General features: G+C 67.1%; 18 protein-coding genes and 2 tRNA genes. 14 read left to right on the forward strand and 6 right to left on the reverse strand.

Translation table 11 applies throughout. The features are described 5' to 3' along the window. Window positions 1-75 precede the first annotated feature (75 nt). Window positions 76-1,974 (forward strand): glycoside hydrolase family 13 protein, encoded by a 1,899-nt coding sequence (locus MJ603_RS13740; RefSeq protein WP_243064310.1) that lies wholly within the window; start codon window positions 76-78, stop codon window positions 1,972-1,974. Window positions 1,975-2,116: 142 nt separating this feature from the next. On the opposite strand, the gene MJ603_RS13745 is transcribed toward MJ603_RS13740, so the two are convergent. Beyond that, complete coding sequence (locus MJ603_RS13745; protein ID WP_243064311.1) at window positions 2,117-2,341, reverse strand: hypothetical protein; 225 nt, start codon at window positions 2,339-2,341, stop codon at window positions 2,117-2,119. Between the two features lie 87 nt (window positions 2,342-2,428). Between MJ603_RS13745 and MJ603_RS13750 the strand changes: the two genes are divergently transcribed. The 4 genes from MJ603_RS13750 to MJ603_RS13765 all read left to right on the forward strand — a co-directional run bounded on the left by MJ603_RS13750 (window position 2,429) and on the right by MJ603_RS13765 (window position 3,488). Further along, on the forward strand, window positions 2,429-2,938 hold the full coding sequence (locus tag MJ603_RS13750) for a MarR family winged helix-turn-helix transcriptional regulator (protein ID WP_243064312.1): 510 nt from the start codon (window positions 2,429-2,431) through the stop codon (window positions 2,936-2,938). A gap of 47 nt (window positions 2,939-2,985) precedes the next feature. Beyond that, window positions 2,986-3,057: transfer RNA gene (locus MJ603_RS13755), tRNA-Thr, on the forward strand. Between the two features lie 24 nt (window positions 3,058-3,081). Beyond that, a tRNA-Met gene (locus tag MJ603_RS13760) sits at window positions 3,082-3,158 on the forward strand. Window positions 3,159-3,260: 102 nt separating this feature from the next. Next, window positions 3,261-3,488: an RNA-binding S4 domain-containing protein gene (locus tag MJ603_RS13765; RefSeq protein ID WP_243064313.1), complete on the forward strand. Its 228-nt coding sequence runs from the start codon at window positions 3,261-3,263 to the stop codon at window positions 3,486-3,488. 367 nt (window positions 3,489-3,855) lie between these two features. On the opposite strand, the gene MJ603_RS13770 is transcribed toward MJ603_RS13765, so the two are convergent. Continuing rightward, entirely contained in the window at window positions 3,856-4,308 is a 453-nt protein-coding gene (locus tag MJ603_RS13770; protein ID WP_243064314.1) for a MarR family winged helix-turn-helix transcriptional regulator, read from the reverse strand. 61 nt (window positions 4,309-4,369) lie between these two features. On the opposite strand from MJ603_RS13770, the gene MJ603_RS13775 reads away from it, so the two are divergent. Genes MJ603_RS13775 through MJ603_RS13785 form a run of 3 tightly spaced genes read left to right on the forward strand, consistent with a single transcriptional unit; the run spans window position 4,370 to window position 5,931 of the window. Beyond that, a complete protein-coding gene (locus tag MJ603_RS13775) occupies window positions 4,370-4,738 on the forward strand; it encodes a VOC family protein (protein ID WP_243064315.1) in 369 nt (122 codons plus the stop codon). Window positions 4,739-4,796: 58 nt separating this feature from the next. After that, a complete protein-coding gene (locus MJ603_RS13780) occupies window positions 4,797-5,252 on the forward strand; it encodes an EVE domain-containing protein (protein WP_243064316.1) in 456 nt (151 codons plus the stop codon). A 37-nt stretch (window positions 5,253-5,289) separates the two neighbouring features. After that, entirely contained in the window at window positions 5,290-5,931 is a 642-nt protein-coding gene (locus tag MJ603_RS13785; RefSeq protein ID WP_243064317.1) for a hypothetical protein, read from the forward strand. A 41-nt stretch (window positions 5,932-5,972) separates the two neighbouring features. Here MJ603_RS13785 and MJ603_RS13790 read toward each other — a convergent pair whose 3' ends face one another. Next, window positions 5,973-6,389, reverse strand: a complete 417-nt coding sequence (locus tag MJ603_RS13790) for a TIGR03668 family PPOX class F420-dependent oxidoreductase (protein ID WP_308220600.1) — start codon at window positions 6,387-6,389, stop codon at window positions 5,973-5,975. Between the two features lie 117 nt (window positions 6,390-6,506). Here MJ603_RS13790 and MJ603_RS13795 point away from each other — a divergent pair, with 117 nt between their 5' ends. From MJ603_RS13795 to MJ603_RS13805, 3 genes are all read left to right on the forward strand, one after another. Next, on the forward strand, window positions 6,507-7,100 hold the full coding sequence (locus MJ603_RS13795) for an N-acetyltransferase (protein ID WP_243064319.1): 594 nt from the start codon (window positions 6,507-6,509) through the stop codon (window positions 7,098-7,100). Between the two features lie 201 nt (window positions 7,101-7,301). Further along, window positions 7,302-7,871, forward strand: a complete 570-nt coding sequence (locus tag MJ603_RS13800; RefSeq protein WP_243064320.1) for a YceI family protein — start codon at window positions 7,302-7,304, stop codon at window positions 7,869-7,871. Window positions 7,872-7,974: 103 nt separating this feature from the next. Further along, entirely contained in the window at window positions 7,975-10,251 is a 2,277-nt protein-coding gene (locus MJ603_RS13805; RefSeq protein WP_243064321.1) for an FUSC family protein, read from the forward strand. On the opposite strand, the gene MJ603_RS13810 is transcribed toward MJ603_RS13805, so the two are convergent. Continuing rightward, complete coding sequence (locus MJ603_RS13810) at window positions 10,248-11,147, reverse strand: NADP-dependent oxidoreductase (RefSeq protein ID WP_243064322.1); 900 nt, start codon at window positions 11,145-11,147, stop codon at window positions 10,248-10,250. The genes MJ603_RS13805 and MJ603_RS13810 overlap by 4 nt on opposite strands. A gap of 141 nt (window positions 11,148-11,288) precedes the next feature. Here MJ603_RS13810 and MJ603_RS13815 point away from each other — a divergent pair, with 141 nt between their 5' ends. From MJ603_RS13815 to MJ603_RS13825, 3 genes are read left to right on the forward strand one after another with little or no spacing between them, the layout of a single operon-like run. Continuing rightward, the gene (locus tag MJ603_RS13815; protein WP_243064323.1) at window positions 11,289-12,134 is read left to right on the forward strand and encodes a Cof-type HAD-IIB family hydrolase; all 846 of its coding nucleotides are present in this window, start codon (window positions 11,289-11,291) and stop codon (window positions 12,132-12,134) included. 54 nt (window positions 12,135-12,188) lie between these two features. Further along, window positions 12,189-12,719, forward strand: a complete 531-nt coding sequence (locus tag MJ603_RS13820) for a hypothetical protein (protein ID WP_243064324.1) — start codon at window positions 12,189-12,191, stop codon at window positions 12,717-12,719. 57 nt (window positions 12,720-12,776) lie between these two features. Then, complete coding sequence (locus tag MJ603_RS13825) at window positions 12,777-13,013, forward strand: hypothetical protein (RefSeq protein ID WP_243064325.1); 237 nt, start codon at window positions 12,777-12,779, stop codon at window positions 13,011-13,013. 3 nt (window positions 13,014-13,016) lie between these two features. Here the strand turns inward: MJ603_RS13825 and MJ603_RS13830 are convergent, their stop codons facing one another. Together MJ603_RS13830 and MJ603_RS13835 are read right to left on the reverse strand one after the other, a co-directional pair. Further along, window positions 13,017-13,436: a nitroreductase/quinone reductase family protein gene (locus MJ603_RS13830; protein ID WP_243064326.1), complete on the reverse strand. Its 420-nt coding sequence runs from the start codon at window positions 13,434-13,436 to the stop codon at window positions 13,017-13,019. Next, window positions 13,433-14,032, reverse strand: a complete 600-nt coding sequence (locus MJ603_RS13835; RefSeq protein WP_243064327.1) for a TetR/AcrR family transcriptional regulator — start codon at window positions 14,030-14,032, stop codon at window positions 13,433-13,435. Before MJ603_RS13835 ends, MJ603_RS13830 begins: the two co-directional genes overlap by 4 nt. Between the last annotated feature and the right edge of the window lie 133 nt (window positions 14,033-14,165).

A 14,165-nucleotide genomic window follows, 5' to 3' on the forward strand; every position in this document is an offset into this window, starting at 1 on the left:
AATAGAGGGGCCACTCGGCGAGACAGTGCCGGGTCGACGGGGTGCGGGGAAGGAGAGCCACAGTACTGTCGGTGCATGCAGCCCCACCACGATGGCTCTCCGCTGTACGTCTCCGAGGATGCCCCGGCGCTCGGCGACAGCGTTCGCGTTCGCGTGCGCATCCCGCACGAGTTCGGCCCCGTGAGCGCGGTGCGCACCCGCTCCAACCCGGACCGCGAGCCACGGTTCACGGATGCCTCGCTCGTCGCGTCCGCTTCCGGCTGGGACTGGTGGGAGGCACCCCTCGAGATCGAGAACCCGGTGCACGGCTACCGGTTCCTCATAACGCGCGGTGACGGCTCGAGTGTGTGGCTCAACGCGACGGGACTATCGCGCACCGAGACGCTGGATGCCGACGACTTCCGCATCGTCGCCCACGCGGCGCCGCCCCTGTGGGTGCGGTCCAGCGTTCTGTACCAAGTTTTCCCCGACAGGTTCGCGCGTTCCTTGGCGGCGGATTCTCGCCCCGCTCCCGAGTGGGCGATCCCCGCTCGCTGGGACGCACCGGTGGACGACGTGCCGCCCGGCCGCGCGCAGCAGTTCTACGGCGGCGACCTCGACGGGGCCGCCGAGCGGCTCGACTACCTCGCCGATCTAGGCGTCACGCTCGTGTACCTCACGCCCGTGTTCCCCGGGCGGTCGAACCATCGCTACGACGCGACATCCTTCGAGCACGTGGACGAACTGCTCGGCGGCGATGACGCCCTCGCGCAGTTCGCGGCAGCGGCGCACCAACGCGGGCTGAAGGTGATCGGCGATCTGACGACCAACCACTGCGGGGACGGGCACGAGTGGTTCCAGGCGGCGTACGGGCATCCGGATGCGCCCGAGAGCGAGTTCTTCTACTGGCTGAACGACGAGCACACGCGGTACGTCGCGTGGCTCGGCGTGCCCAGCCTGCCCAAGCTGAACTGGGCATCCGCCGAGCTGCGCCGCAGGTTCATCGAGGGGCCGGACTCGGTGGTCGCGCACTGGCTGAAGCCCCCGTACTCCTTCGACGGATGGCGCATCGACGTCGCGAACATGACAGGCAGGTACCGGGACGACGACTTCAACACCGAGGTGCGGCGGATCATCCGGAACACGATGGTCGAGGTGAATCCCGACACGATCCTGCTCGGCGAATCGACCAACGACGCCGCGCCGGATTTCCAGGGAGATGCCTGGCACGGTGCCATGACCTACGCCAACTTCACGCGTCCGGTGTGGGGCTGGCTGTCGCAGCCCGGCAGCCCGTCGACGTACTTCGGGCAGCCGGTCGGTGTCATCCCTTCTTATACGGGACGAGAACTCGTGGATGCCCACACGCGGTTCGCCGCCGCGTTCCCGTGGCGCGTGCTGCAGGGCACGATGAACGCGCTCGACACGCACGACGTTCCGCGGTTCGGCGCACATGCTCTGCCCGGTGCTGTACCTGTGGCGTTCGGACTCTCTGTGACGCTGCCGGGAATTCCTGTGGTCTGGGCGGGCGACGAGTTCGGTCTGACCGCCGACGATGGCGAGGCGTCACGGATGCCCATGCCATGGCACCTGCTCGACGCCCCGATCGACGACCCGACAGTCGACAGCGCGACGGGGGCCACAGCCGCGAAGGTGCAGACGACGTACGCGCTCTACCGCGAGCTGATCCGGCTGCGTCGAGATTGCCCCGCGCTGAACGACGGCGGTATGCGGTGGCTGCACGTCGGGGACGACGTGCTCGTCTTCATTCGCGAGGCGGCCGAGGAGTCCGTGCTGATCGTGGCGTCGCGGACGGCGGCCGATGTGCGGCTGCCGTTCGCCGCGGTCGCCGGATGGGATGCCGCACACGTGCTGTTCGGCGACATCGGAATCGACCTCGACCCGCCAGGGGACGAGGACGAGGGCAGCGTCCGTCTGCGCGTCGACGGCCCGCGGTTCGCGGCGGTGCAGCTCCTGGGCGTCGCGCGCGGCTGACTCGCCCGTGCGGAGCCCGTGCCGCCCGCCCCTCCCCGCCCCTTCCGCGAAGCTGCACGCCCGCGACGAGACACCGGGTATTACCCGCAGTCTCGGCGCGGGCGTGCAGTCTCGCGATCGGAGGGGGAGGGGCGTCGCGCCGTCAGGCGGCGCGGGGTGCAGGGCAGACCAGGCGACTGGCGGTGCGCTGGTCGGCTGAGCGCTCGACAACGTGCTCGGTCATCGGGCGGCCGCAGATCGGGCACGCGGCATCCGCTCGCCGAATGTCCGGTGCCTCCGGATGCCCGGCCCCCAGCTGCGCGGGTCCGGTGAACGTGCGCACGACGCTGTTGAACTTCTCGTACCAGCTCCAGAAACCGCGGGCCACGGCATCCTCCTCGTTGCACTTGCGTCTACACTAATAGTTAGTGCACTAATGATTAGGGCAAGCGTAACATGCTGGCAGGAGGATGCGATGAGTCGAGGGACACTGAACAAGCCGGCCGACGTGGCAGTGGAGACGGCCGGCGACGATCTGCTCAAGCTGCAGAATCAGGTCTGTTTCGCGCTCGCCGTGGCGTCGCGCAGCGTGATCGCCCTGTATCGTCCAGTGCTCGAGCCGCTCGGTCTGACGCATCCGCAGTACCTCGTGATGCTGTCGCTGTGGGAGGAGAACCCGCGCACGGTGAGTGCGATCGGGCGAGCCTTGCAGTTGGAGCCGGCGACACTGTCGCCCCTGCTGAAACGGCTTGAGGCTGCTGGGCTGATCGACCGCGTGCGCGACCCGCACGACGAACGGATGCTCCGCGTCGGCCTCACGCAGACCGGCCGCAGGCTGCGCGAGCAAGCGCTCGGCATCCCGCCCCAAATCGTTGAGCGACTCGGCATGCAATTGTCGGAACTGGAGGACCTTCGCGCCGTTCTGCACCGTGTGATCGGGGCCGCGACGGGGGAGAGTAACGCGGGCGAACCGGCATCCGGATGATGATATCCTCGTACGGTTGCCGAAACGGTCTACGGTCGATCGGCGTCGCCCCGATAGCTCAGTGGTAGAGCACTTCCATGGTAAGGAAGGGGTCGTCAGTTCAATCCTGACTCGGGGCTCAGATCCGCTCAGAGCGGGTCCGCGGCGGGGTAGCTCAGGTGGTTAGAGCACACGGCTCATAATCGTGGTGTCGCGGGTTCAAGTCCCGCTCCCGCTACCAGCCCCGGAATCTCGCCATTCCGGGGCTTCTTTCGTGCCGTCTGATGCGGTCGGCTCGCGGTAACCACCGGAATGCGGGAACCCGATCAACTAGCATTCCGGCATGACGAACCCGGCTCCGATCGACGACATCTCGATCGGCGGCGAGATGATCCGCCTCGGGCAGTTCCTCAAGTTCGCCGGGCTCCTCGACTCCGGTGGAAACGTGAAAGAGGCCATCATCGAGGGCCATGTGTTCGTGAACGGCGAGGTCGATCTCCGACGCGGACGGCAGTTGCAGCTTGGTGACATCGTCAGCTTCGAGGGGCGCAGGGTCCGCGTCTGTTCATGAAATTCCCGTGGCGTTCGAGGCGTGGATCGACATATACCCTCTGCTGATCAGCGTCGCCCATGAGGCCGCATGTCTTGCGTTCTTCTTGTCGGCGTCTCGCCGTGCACTTGTCGGCCCCGGCTCCATGCGCAATTCGGTGTCGGTGGCCGCGGGCATGGCATGGTCACCCGAGCGCCGTTCTGGCAGGCGACCACGCATGCACTCTCAGCGGAGCATGTGCTGGATGCGGTCGTCCTCGACTGATTGGCCGGTCCCTTACTTCGATCGACCGGCTCGATATTGGCGCATTGCGAGGCCGATGGTGGGACGAACGCGTCATCGTGCTCACCGCCGTGCTCATCGCCGTCGCCACCCGGATGATTCGTCGTCAGGACATCGATCGAGTCAGGGAGGCGACGATGCTCGACAGTATTCGTCGGACATCGGCTTCGTCCCGGTCGGTCAAATCCGCCACCATGCGTTGCTCGACAGACCTCACGGCAACGGTCGCCTGAGCCAGGCTTCGACGTCCCGCAGGCGTGAGGGTGGCTGGTAGTGCCTTCCCGACCGGTGCTTCCGTTGGCCTGGTCACATAGCCGTCGCGTTCCAGCGTCTGCAGGAGAACGTTCATCGACTGCCGTGTCACGAACGCGCCCCGCGCCAGGTCGGAGTTCGACAGCCCAGGGCGCTGGGCCAACAGCTCCAGGCACGCATAGTGGGTCACAGTCATTCCCAGGGGTCGGAGAACAGCCTCCATGGCAGTGCGCAGCGCACTGGAGGCCTCCTTCAATAAGTACCCCAGAGACGTATCCAGGTCGATACCCTCGCGAGCTTGACGCATGTCAGTAGTCTGACATACATTGGCGTATGTCAACAAACTGACAACGAAACGGAGCATCACCATGGCTGTCACCGGCCCCGACTTCATCTCCCTCCAGGTTCGCGATCTCGATGCGTCCCAGGCGTTCTACGAGCAGTACCTCGGCCTCGTTCGTTCTCAGGCAGGGCCACCGCACGCGGTCGTGTTCGAGACCACGCCGATCGCCTTCGCGCTCCGCGATCTCGTCCCCGGCGTCGACCTCGACGCTGCACCGCAGCCCGGGATCGGCGCGGCCATCTGGCTGCACGCCACTGACACGCAGGCCATCCACGACGCCCTCGTTGCAGATGGCGAGACGATCGTTTCAGCCCCGATCGACGGTCCCTTCGGCCACACGTTCACCCTCGCCGACCTCGACGGGTATCAGATCACCCTCCACGACCGTGCCTGAAAGTCACGCGCCTCGTCGAGGGGCTCACAACGGAGCAGGCGGCGTGAACGGCGAGCACATGCGAGGGAGATACCCTGCGACCGCCGCCCTCCCGGGTGAGCAGCGGTTCTGGGTCAACACCGTCACCCTCGACCACGTCGAAGCCGCCGTGGAGGGTGGCTTCACGCAGGCCGACCACGGCGCGAGAACGCGTCTCGCTCGGCCTCAGCCCGGCGACGAGATGGTCTTCTACTCTCCCCGCACCAGCCTGCAGGGAGGCAGACCCGTTCGCCAGTTCACGGCCCTGGCCACTATCACCGGCACCGAGCCTTTCCAGGCCTTCGTCAGCGATGATTTTCGGCCATGGCGACTCGCTGCCACCTTCCACCCCTGCACCCCGGTGGATGCGAAGCCACTTGTCGAGGAGCTCTCCTTCATCCCCGACGCTACCCACTGGGGCCTTCCCTTTCGCCGAGGACTCTTCACCATCCCCCGCGACGATTTCGCGAGGATAGCCGCCCACATGCGGGCCTGACTGCCATCATCTGATCAGCCGACCGAAGGAGCGCCCTGTGCTGTCGTCCCGTCCCGATCCCGACAATCCGTGGCCCCGTGAGATGGTGATCACGATCGAAGACACCTCCCATCAGCTGCTCGATCTGCTGTGGGTTCGTCAGGCGTGGGCGCTCGAACCGGTGGGCGACGATCTTCCGCCTGCACTCGTCGAGACGCCGGCATCCGTCAGTGCCTCCGAGCGCGCGAAGGCGCCGATCGCGGAGTGGCAGGATGCCTGGCCCGAGCTCTGGCACGCATGCCTGCTTCACGCGGGCACGCCGACCGATCCGCGCACGATCGAGCTGCTGAAGGCATCCCCGCTGGGATCCGACGAACGGATGCGCCTCTTGGCGGAGCTGACCGGGCCATCGTGGCGAGACCGATTCGGTGGCGACGTCTTCGTCGAGGAGTACGAGCAATGGCAGCACGACTTCTTCGAGCGTCACAGGGAGCGCAGCTCGCTCCCGTACCGAGTGCAACCGGAACCGCTCGCACTCGATGCTCTCGTCCCCGCGTGGCGGCTGGGGCTGACGAAGATCGTCGAGATCCCCTGCCGCGGCACCTTCACGCGCGTCGTCGGCCCGCACGGGATGCTCGTCACGGCTGAAACACGCGCGGATCCCGTTCGCTATCTGGCCGCGCTCGAACAGTTCAGCTGACGGTCAACCCTGAGGTGCGTCTGACGGGGAAGGAGCCGCCCTCACGAGCCCGCCCAGCCGCTCCAGCGTTCAGCGTGGATCACGATCACCGGTCCGTCGGGACGGCGCTCCCGGTATTGCCCATAGCGTTCGACGAGGGCGTCGATCGGATGCCGCATCTCCTCGCCGTTCGTCGTCACGCCCGCCGACCCGTCGACGCGCACCCACCACAGCTCTCCCCAGTCGTCGCTGTACTGGCTAGCGAGCACTGCGACGCGCGGATTCTCCCCGATATTGCGGAGCCGCTGGAGCTTCGACGTCGACTTCGGCTTGTGGTCGACAGCGGTGAAGATGAAGTCGTCCTCGACGGCGAACGTGATGGGTACCACATGCGGATTCCCGTCGGGCCCCACCGTAGCGAGCGTTGCCACCCGCACGGATCTCAACCGCGTTCGCGCGTCATCTTCACTCAGCCTCACGGCAACGATTGTCCTCGTCTGCCCCTCGAGGGGACAGTTCGCTCTCGCCTCGATAGCCTTCCTCCATACCCGCGTCCGTGAATCGGGGCGAGACTTGCGTGCCGAAGGAGGGCGTCCGTGTCGTTCACCGATCCGGAAGAGCCTGTTCCCGCCGAGCTGAGGACCGACGAGTTCGTCTTGCGTCCGATCGTGGCCGATGACGCGGAACTTGATCATGCCGCCATCATGGAGACGCGTGAGGACCTGCGGTTGTGGGAGCAGTCGACGTGGCCGGCCGACGACTTCACGGTGGAGGCGAACCGGGAAGATCTCGTCGGCCTCGAACGTCGCCATGCCGAGCATCGTGCGTTCACGTACACGGTGCAGGACCCCGAGGGTGTCGAATGCCTGGGTTGCGTCTACATCTTTCCCACCACCGCAGCATTCCTCGCGAGGTCAGCAGTGACGCCGGTCGGCAGCGACTCATGGGCCGACACGGATGCCGTGATCTACTTCTGGGTGCGCACGTCGCGCATGCAGACGCGAATGGACGAGCGCCTTCTGGCAACGCTCCGCGCCTGGTTCGACGAGGAATGGAAGCTCAAGCGAACCGTCTACGTCGTGAACGAACAGTTCCGGCATCAGGTCGACCTCGTCATCCGTGCGGGGCTGGAGCTGAGGTTCGAGATCGTCGAACCAGGCAAGGCAGGCACGTACCTGGCCTTCGGCTGAGGTGCGCGCTCCGTGTCCCGCCGAGCCCGTCCTCGGCGAACTCCCCCGGACGGGGGCCGTTACTCATACGATGAACGGGCCGGCTGCTCTTCGGATTCGTGGGCAAGTCGTCGCGATCGGATCCGGACCTGGCCGTTGAGCATTCGAACATCCACCGGATGAGAGACTGTGGAAGTTCGCGCGATGATGGATTGGGAGATCATGACCGACAACGGACCCGACCTGAGCGGCGACTGGGATCTGGACCCCGCACACACGCGCATCGGCTTTTCGGCCAAGCACGCCATGGTGGCGAACGTGCGTGGGGCCTTCAATGACGTGACCGGCACGCTGCACGCTGATTTCGAGGACACGACCAACTCGACCGCCGAGATCGTTCTCAAGGTCGCCAGCGTCGACACGCGCAGCTCGGATCGCGACGATCACCTGCGCAGTGCCGACTTCTTCGACGTGGAGCAATGGCCGGACATCGTCTTCCACAGCACCCGGATCGAGGAGGTCGGCGAGAACGCACTCGTCGTCTCCGGTGATCTGACGATCCGCGACATCACGAAGCCGCTCACCATTCCGATCGAGTTCACCGGCGTGCAGACCGACGCCTTCGGTGCCCTTCGCGCCGGGTTCCAGGGCACGCGCCGCATCGACCGTCGCGAGTTCGGCCTGGAGTGGAACATGGCCCTCGACCAGGGCGGTTGGCTGGTGTCGGAGAAGATCACTCTCGAGTTCGAGATCTCGGCGATCAAGCGGGTCGCCGACGAGCAGGCGGCCTGAGGCGCTCCACTCCACGTCATCCGGGCGCAGACCTGGATAGTGTGTGCGGGTACGGCGGCGTTGTGCATCGTCAGGCGCCGCAACGCGATGCGCGGGAGGCCGTGTGCGTTTCAAGACCTGGCTGAGCCGGCACGATCCGGGATACACGGCGCTACGGCGCGCGGCCAGGACCGCGATCGTCATGCCGCTGCTCTTCGCGCTGGGCACCGCCGTGATCGGCAACGCGGATGTCGCGACCTTCTCTGCCTTCGGGTCCTTCGCCATGCTGCTGCTCGTCGACTTCAGCGGCCCGTTGCGCGACCGCGTCCAGGCGCAGGTCGCGCTCGCCATCACGGGAGCGGTCTTCGTCTGCCTCGGCACTCTCGCCTCGCATCCGGTCTGGCTCGCCGCCGTGGCGATGGCGATCGTCGCCTTCGCGGTGCTGTTCGTCGGCACCGTGAGCTCGGTGCTGGCGTCCGCTAGCACAGCTCTGCTGCTGGCGTTCATCCTTCCCGTGACCATCCCCGCCACCGTCGACTCGATCGGGCCACGACTGTTGGGATGGGGAATCGCGTCCGTCGCCGGCATCGTGGCGATCACGGTTCTGTGGCCCGCACCGGCGAGGGAGCCCCTCCGTCGCCCGGCTGCAGAGGCGTGCCGAGCCCTCGCCGCGCGCCTCCGCGCCGACGTCGCGTACATGCTCGGCGACGGAGAACAAGACGTAGCGGCCGATCGTGAGCGAGCCATCGCCGACGCGGATGCCGCTGTCAGCGCCCTGCACGCCGGATTCCTCGCCACCCCCTATCGTCCGACCGGGCTCAGCACGTCGGCGAGAACGGTCGTGCGGCTGGTCGACGAACTCAACTGGCTGAACACGGTGATCGCGCAGTCGCGCTCGCTTCAACCGTCGGCGACACCCGCGCACAAGGCCGCGTGCAAGGTGAAGCGCGCAGCGGCATCCGTGCTGGAGCAGGGTGCGACGCTTCTCTCGCAGATCGGCGGCGACCCGGCAGAACTCGAAGCCGCGGTGGCGCGCCTCAAGGTGGCGCGCACCGAGATCGAGACGACGGCGATGACGCAGCGAGCGGCACATGCCGAGATGGCCGACGAGGATGTCGCGGGCGCGTTCATCTCGGCGCTGGACCCGGGATTCCGCGCGCAGGAACTCAGTCACGCGGTGACTCAGGTCGCCGGCAACATCGCTCTCACGGCGGAGTCTGAACGCCGCACCTGGATGCAACGGGTTCTCGGCAGACAGCCGGGCAACCTGCTCGGACCGTTCTCCGCCGCTGTGCAACGGGCGAGCGGATACCTGGAATGGCACTCGGTCTGGCTGCGCAACAGCATCCGTGGTGCCGTCGCTCTAGGGCTCGCCGTTCTGCTCGCAGACCTGACCGGCGTCGAGCACTCGTTCTGGGTCGTGCTCGGAACGCTGTCCGTGTTGCGATCGAACGCGTTGAGCACGGGCCAGACCGTGTTGCGGGGCGTGCTCGGAACCGTCGTCGGCGTTGTGATCGGCGCCGCTCTGCTGTTCGTGATCGGCGGGAATTCGATCGTGCTGTGGGTGCTGCTGCCGATCGCCATCCTGGTGGCGGGCGTCGCGCCGGCGGCCATCTCGTTCGCCGCAGGGCAAGCGGGCTTCACGGTAACACTCGTGCTGCTGTTCAACATCATCGCCCCCACCGGCTGGACCGTCGGCCTCCTGCGCATCGAGGACATCGCGCTCGGATGCGTCGTGAGCCTCTTCGTCGGCCTGCTCTTCTGGCCGCGCGGCGCATCCGCTGCTCTGCGGCAGTCCCTCGCCGAGGCGTACGACGACGGGGTGCAGTACCTCACCGCATCGGTCGCGTACGGCTTGGGACACTGTGACGAGACCGCGCCGTTCGGTCCGGAGCCGGTCACCCAGTCCCTGCGCGCAGCGGCGTCATCGCGCCGGCTCGACGACACGTTCCGCACGTACCTGGCCGAGCGCGGTGCCAAGCGGCGGCCGCTGGCCCAAGTCACGGCATCCGTCACGGGAGTCGCCGGCCTGCGGCTCGCCAGCGACGCGATCGTGGACATCTGGCGAGGGCAGCGGCGCGTCGAAGGCGACCGCGGAGCCGCCCGCCGTGCGTTGAACGAGTCAGCCGATCGACTGAACGAGTGGTATCGCGAGTTGGGCAGGCAATTGGTGGACCGGGGCGATCCGCCACGGCCGTTGCCGCAGGATCCGGTGGTCGAGAGGCGGCTGGCGGATGCCGTCGCCCGCGACCTCAGCGATGACTCGGGCAACGCGACGGCGACCGCTGTGCGGATCATCTGGACCGGCGACTACCTCGACGTCGTGCGGCGTCAGCAGCCGGTTATCGTCGGATCGACCGACGACCTCGGCGACGAAGCGGCGAAGGCTGCCCGAACCTAGGGCACGAGCACGATCTTGCCGTGCACTCCGCCGGCCTCTCCGGCCCGGTGAGCCTCGGCGATCCGCGCGAGAGAGTACGTCTGAATCGGCGGAATCGTCAGACGCTCCGACTCGACCAACTCACCGACCTCGCCGAGCACGTACAGCGCACGGCCGGCATCCCCTCTGCTGAACCTCACACCGTGCTCTCGGGCTCCGACGAAGTCGGCGATCGTGACGACGTTCTCTGCTCCGCCTGCGAGCTCGATGAGATCCGGCAGGATGCCGCTGCCCGCGACATCCAGAGCACGATCCACCCCCGCAGGCGCGAGCGCTCGCACCCGCTCGACGAGTCCGTCCCCGTAGCTGACGGGCTCGGCGCCGAGCGCACGCAGACCGTCGTGGTTCGCCGCACTCGCGGTGCCGATCACGCGAGCACCGCGTGCCACGGCGAGCTGCACGGCGACACTGCCGACGTTCCCCGAGGCGCCGCTGACGAGCAAGGTGCTGTGCGCGGCGACTCCCAGTTCATCGAGCGCTCGAGCCGCCGTCTCCAGAGCGGCCGGCAGCGCCGCGACCTGCACGAAGTCGAGCGAAGCGGGGATCGGGGCGAAGTCCGACAGCACGGCCAGCTCGGCCTGGGCCGCGCCTTCCGCTGAGAACCCGAACACGCGATCGCCGATGGCGACACCGGAGACGTCATCGCCGAGTTCGTCGATGACGCCTGCGGCCTCGTATCCGAGGGTCTGCGGCAGTTCCGGATCCATCTGACCGCTGCGCTTCTTCCAGTCGCTCGCATTCACGCCCGCTGCACGCACCACGATCCGCACTTGGCCTGCATTCGCGTGCGGATCGGGAAGATCCACGATCTCCAGCACTTCCGGTCCGCCGAACCGGGTGAATCGCGCTGCCTTCATGGTTCGCTCCGATCTCCGTAACGGGATGCGCGCACTGCGCTTCCGCCAGCGTACGGTGCGCGCGGCCGCGACTCCGGCGCGGCTGGCCCGCCAGCACGCCCCATAGTCTGGACTCAGCCGATCGTGAAGCAGGGGAGAACCATGACGACGGATGCCGCAGCCCCGTGGGCAGAGCGAGTCCCCGACATCCGCCTGGTCGTCGCCGACATGGACGGCACCCTCCTCGACGGCGATGGGCGCATTCCCGACACGTTCTGGCCCGTTCTGGAGCGGATGCATCGGCGAGGCGTGTATTTCGCGCCGGCGAGCGGTCGGCAGTACGCGACGCTCGCGAGGCTGTTCGAACGGGTGCGCGACGGCATGGTGGTCATCGCCGAGAACGGTGCGTTCGTTGTGCGCGACGGAGTCGAGCTGTCGTCGCACATTCTCGAGGCGGACTTCGTGCGCCGACTCGTCCTGCGGCTTCGTTCGCTGTCGACAGCCGACATCGGCGTCGTGCTGAGCGGGAAAAGGTTGGCCTACGTGGAGCGCACGGACGAGGCGTTCGTCTCCGAAGCGCGCAAGTACCACGTGGCGTTGACGCACGTCGACGACCTCCTCCAGGTCGAGGACGACATCGTCAAGGTCGCGATCTTCGACTTCGGCGACGCGGAGACCGGCGTCGCGCCGCACCTCGCCGACGTGCGCGACACGCATCAGGTGGTCGTCTCCGGTGAGCACTGGATCGACGTGCTCGCCGCCGGCGTCAACAAGGGTGTCGCAGTTGGCGAACTGCAGGGCCGGCTCGACATATCGCGTGACCAGACCGCCGCGTTCGGCGACTACCTCAACGACATCGAGATGCTCGACGCCGCCGGGTGGTCGTTCGCGATGCAGGATGCCCACCCCGACGTGCTCGCCCACGCCCTGTATCGCGCGCCGTCGAACCGCGACCACGGTGTGGTGGACATGCTGAATCTGCTCCTACCGCCGGAGACGAGCGACTGAAGCACGAGGTGCGGGGGCGCCGCGCAGGAGTGACTCCACTGCGAGGATGGTGCGGTGAGTTATGACGCCGACGAGAGCATCGCCGACTATCAGGCGAAGCGCGTGCAGCTGGCGACGAACGCGCGCTTCGAATCCTTCGCCGAGGCATTCGAACAGGCGGTTCCCTCGCTGCCCGACCCGGATGCCCTTGCCCGGCTGGCCGAGGACGGCGACTGGTCCGGCTTCGTGCGCGGCCTGCAGTGGGAGGCGCCGAGCGGCTTCGTGCGCGTGTGGTCGTCGCGGCCGGATGAGTTGATGCGATTCGCCGGGAGCGCGACGCCGAGCATCCTGTGGCTGATCGTCAACCACGGTGTCGCAGCACGCCTGTTCCGGCACGACCCCGGGGCGCTGCTGTACTCGCCGATCCGCATCGAGGCGCACGCATCCGCTCAGGCCGGAACCGTCGTGAGCTTCGACGTGCCGAGCGCGCAGTTGAGCGGATTCGGCATCAACAAGATCACGCAGGCCGGCGCCGAGCTCGACCGAGCTCTCGGCGACCTGATCGAAGACCTCGGGATGCCGCGCCCGAGTGCACTCAGGCGATAGGGAGCAGCACCATGGAGAGCACCTCGTTGACGATGTTCCCCGTAGGATGCCAGCACGATGCTTGAGAACTTCCAGCCGCAGCCCGGCACGCAGGTCGTGGTGGTCAAGAACACCCCGTACACGCTCGTACAGACCGAGGAGGGGGAACCGTGGAACATCGTGCGCGGCGACACCTTGCTCGGCTCGCTGTTCCGTGCGGAAGGCGGCGGATGGGGAGTCTGGCCGATGCTCGACGCGTGCACCTACGTCGCCAAGGTCGCGACTCCCGGCGAAGCTCTGCTGCAGGCGCTCTAGGGCTTACCGGCGACGCAGCTCGATCACCGGGATGACACGCGACGTGCGCTTCTCGTAGTCGAGGAATCCGGGACTCGCGGCGGTGAACGTCTTCCAGGCATCCGCTCGTCGTGCACCCGTGAGGTTCTCGGCGTGCACCGAGATGGAGCCGGCGTCTCCGGTCTCGATGGTGACGTCGGGATGCGCAAGGAGATTGTGGTACCAGGCCGGGTTCTCAGGGGCGCCGCCCTTCGATGCCGCCACCAACCACGTGTCGTCATCGATGCGCAGCCCGCGAACCGGACTTACCCGCTCAGCGCCGCTCTTCGCACCCGTGTGATGCAGCAGCACGAGGCCGTCGCCGAAGCCGTTCGTCGCGACGGTGCCGCCGTTGGCGCGGAACTCGTCGATGATGGGCTGGTTGAAGTCGTCGTATCCACTCACGATCGTTTCGCCTTTCCCGGGGCCGTCACGGCCGGTTGCTCGGTCCACGCGCCGCCCGGGCCGAGCAGCACGCGCCAGAGCCAGTCTGTGACAGTTGCCACGGAAGGGAGCGGATCGCGTTCCAACCAGGCACGCACGACACCGAGCGCAGAGCCCGTGATGCCTGCTGCGAGCACGTCGATGGGCACTCCGTCGAAGCCGGGGATGCCCGCACGTTGGATCGCCTCGGTCGCGAGCCGCTCGATGCGGTCGCGCACTCTCCCCGTCACGAGCGGTGATCCGTGGTCGCCGAGCACCCGACGGTAGAGGTCCGCGTTCTGCTCGATGTGCTGCAGATAGCCGTACAACTCCTTGGGCGGCCCCGAGACCGGGCCGACGATCTCGAGAATAGGGGCGCCGACATCCTCGACCGCCTCGTCGAGCGCGTCGGCGAGCAGCACATCCTTGTCGGAGTAGTGCTGGTAGAAGCTGCTGCGGTTCACCTCCGCGCGGTCGGCGATGTCGGCGACCGTGATCTCGTCGAGGCTGCGCTCGCGCGCCAACGCCAGCAGGGCGTCTTGCAGGCTCCTGCGGGTTCGGGTGATGCGGGCATCCATGCACCGGATTCTGTCATGAAACGGGGCATTGCCTGTGAGTTCTGCCACATCTGACGGTTATCCAACAGGTGTCGGATAGCGTGATGAGCGGCTCGATGGTGCGTCGCACCTCCACCTGAAGAAAGGCACGTCG

The sequence above is a fragment of the Humibacter sp. RRB41 genome, assembly GCF_022761015.1.
Lineage (GTDB): Bacteria > Actinomycetota > Actinomycetes > Actinomycetales > Microbacteriaceae > Humibacter.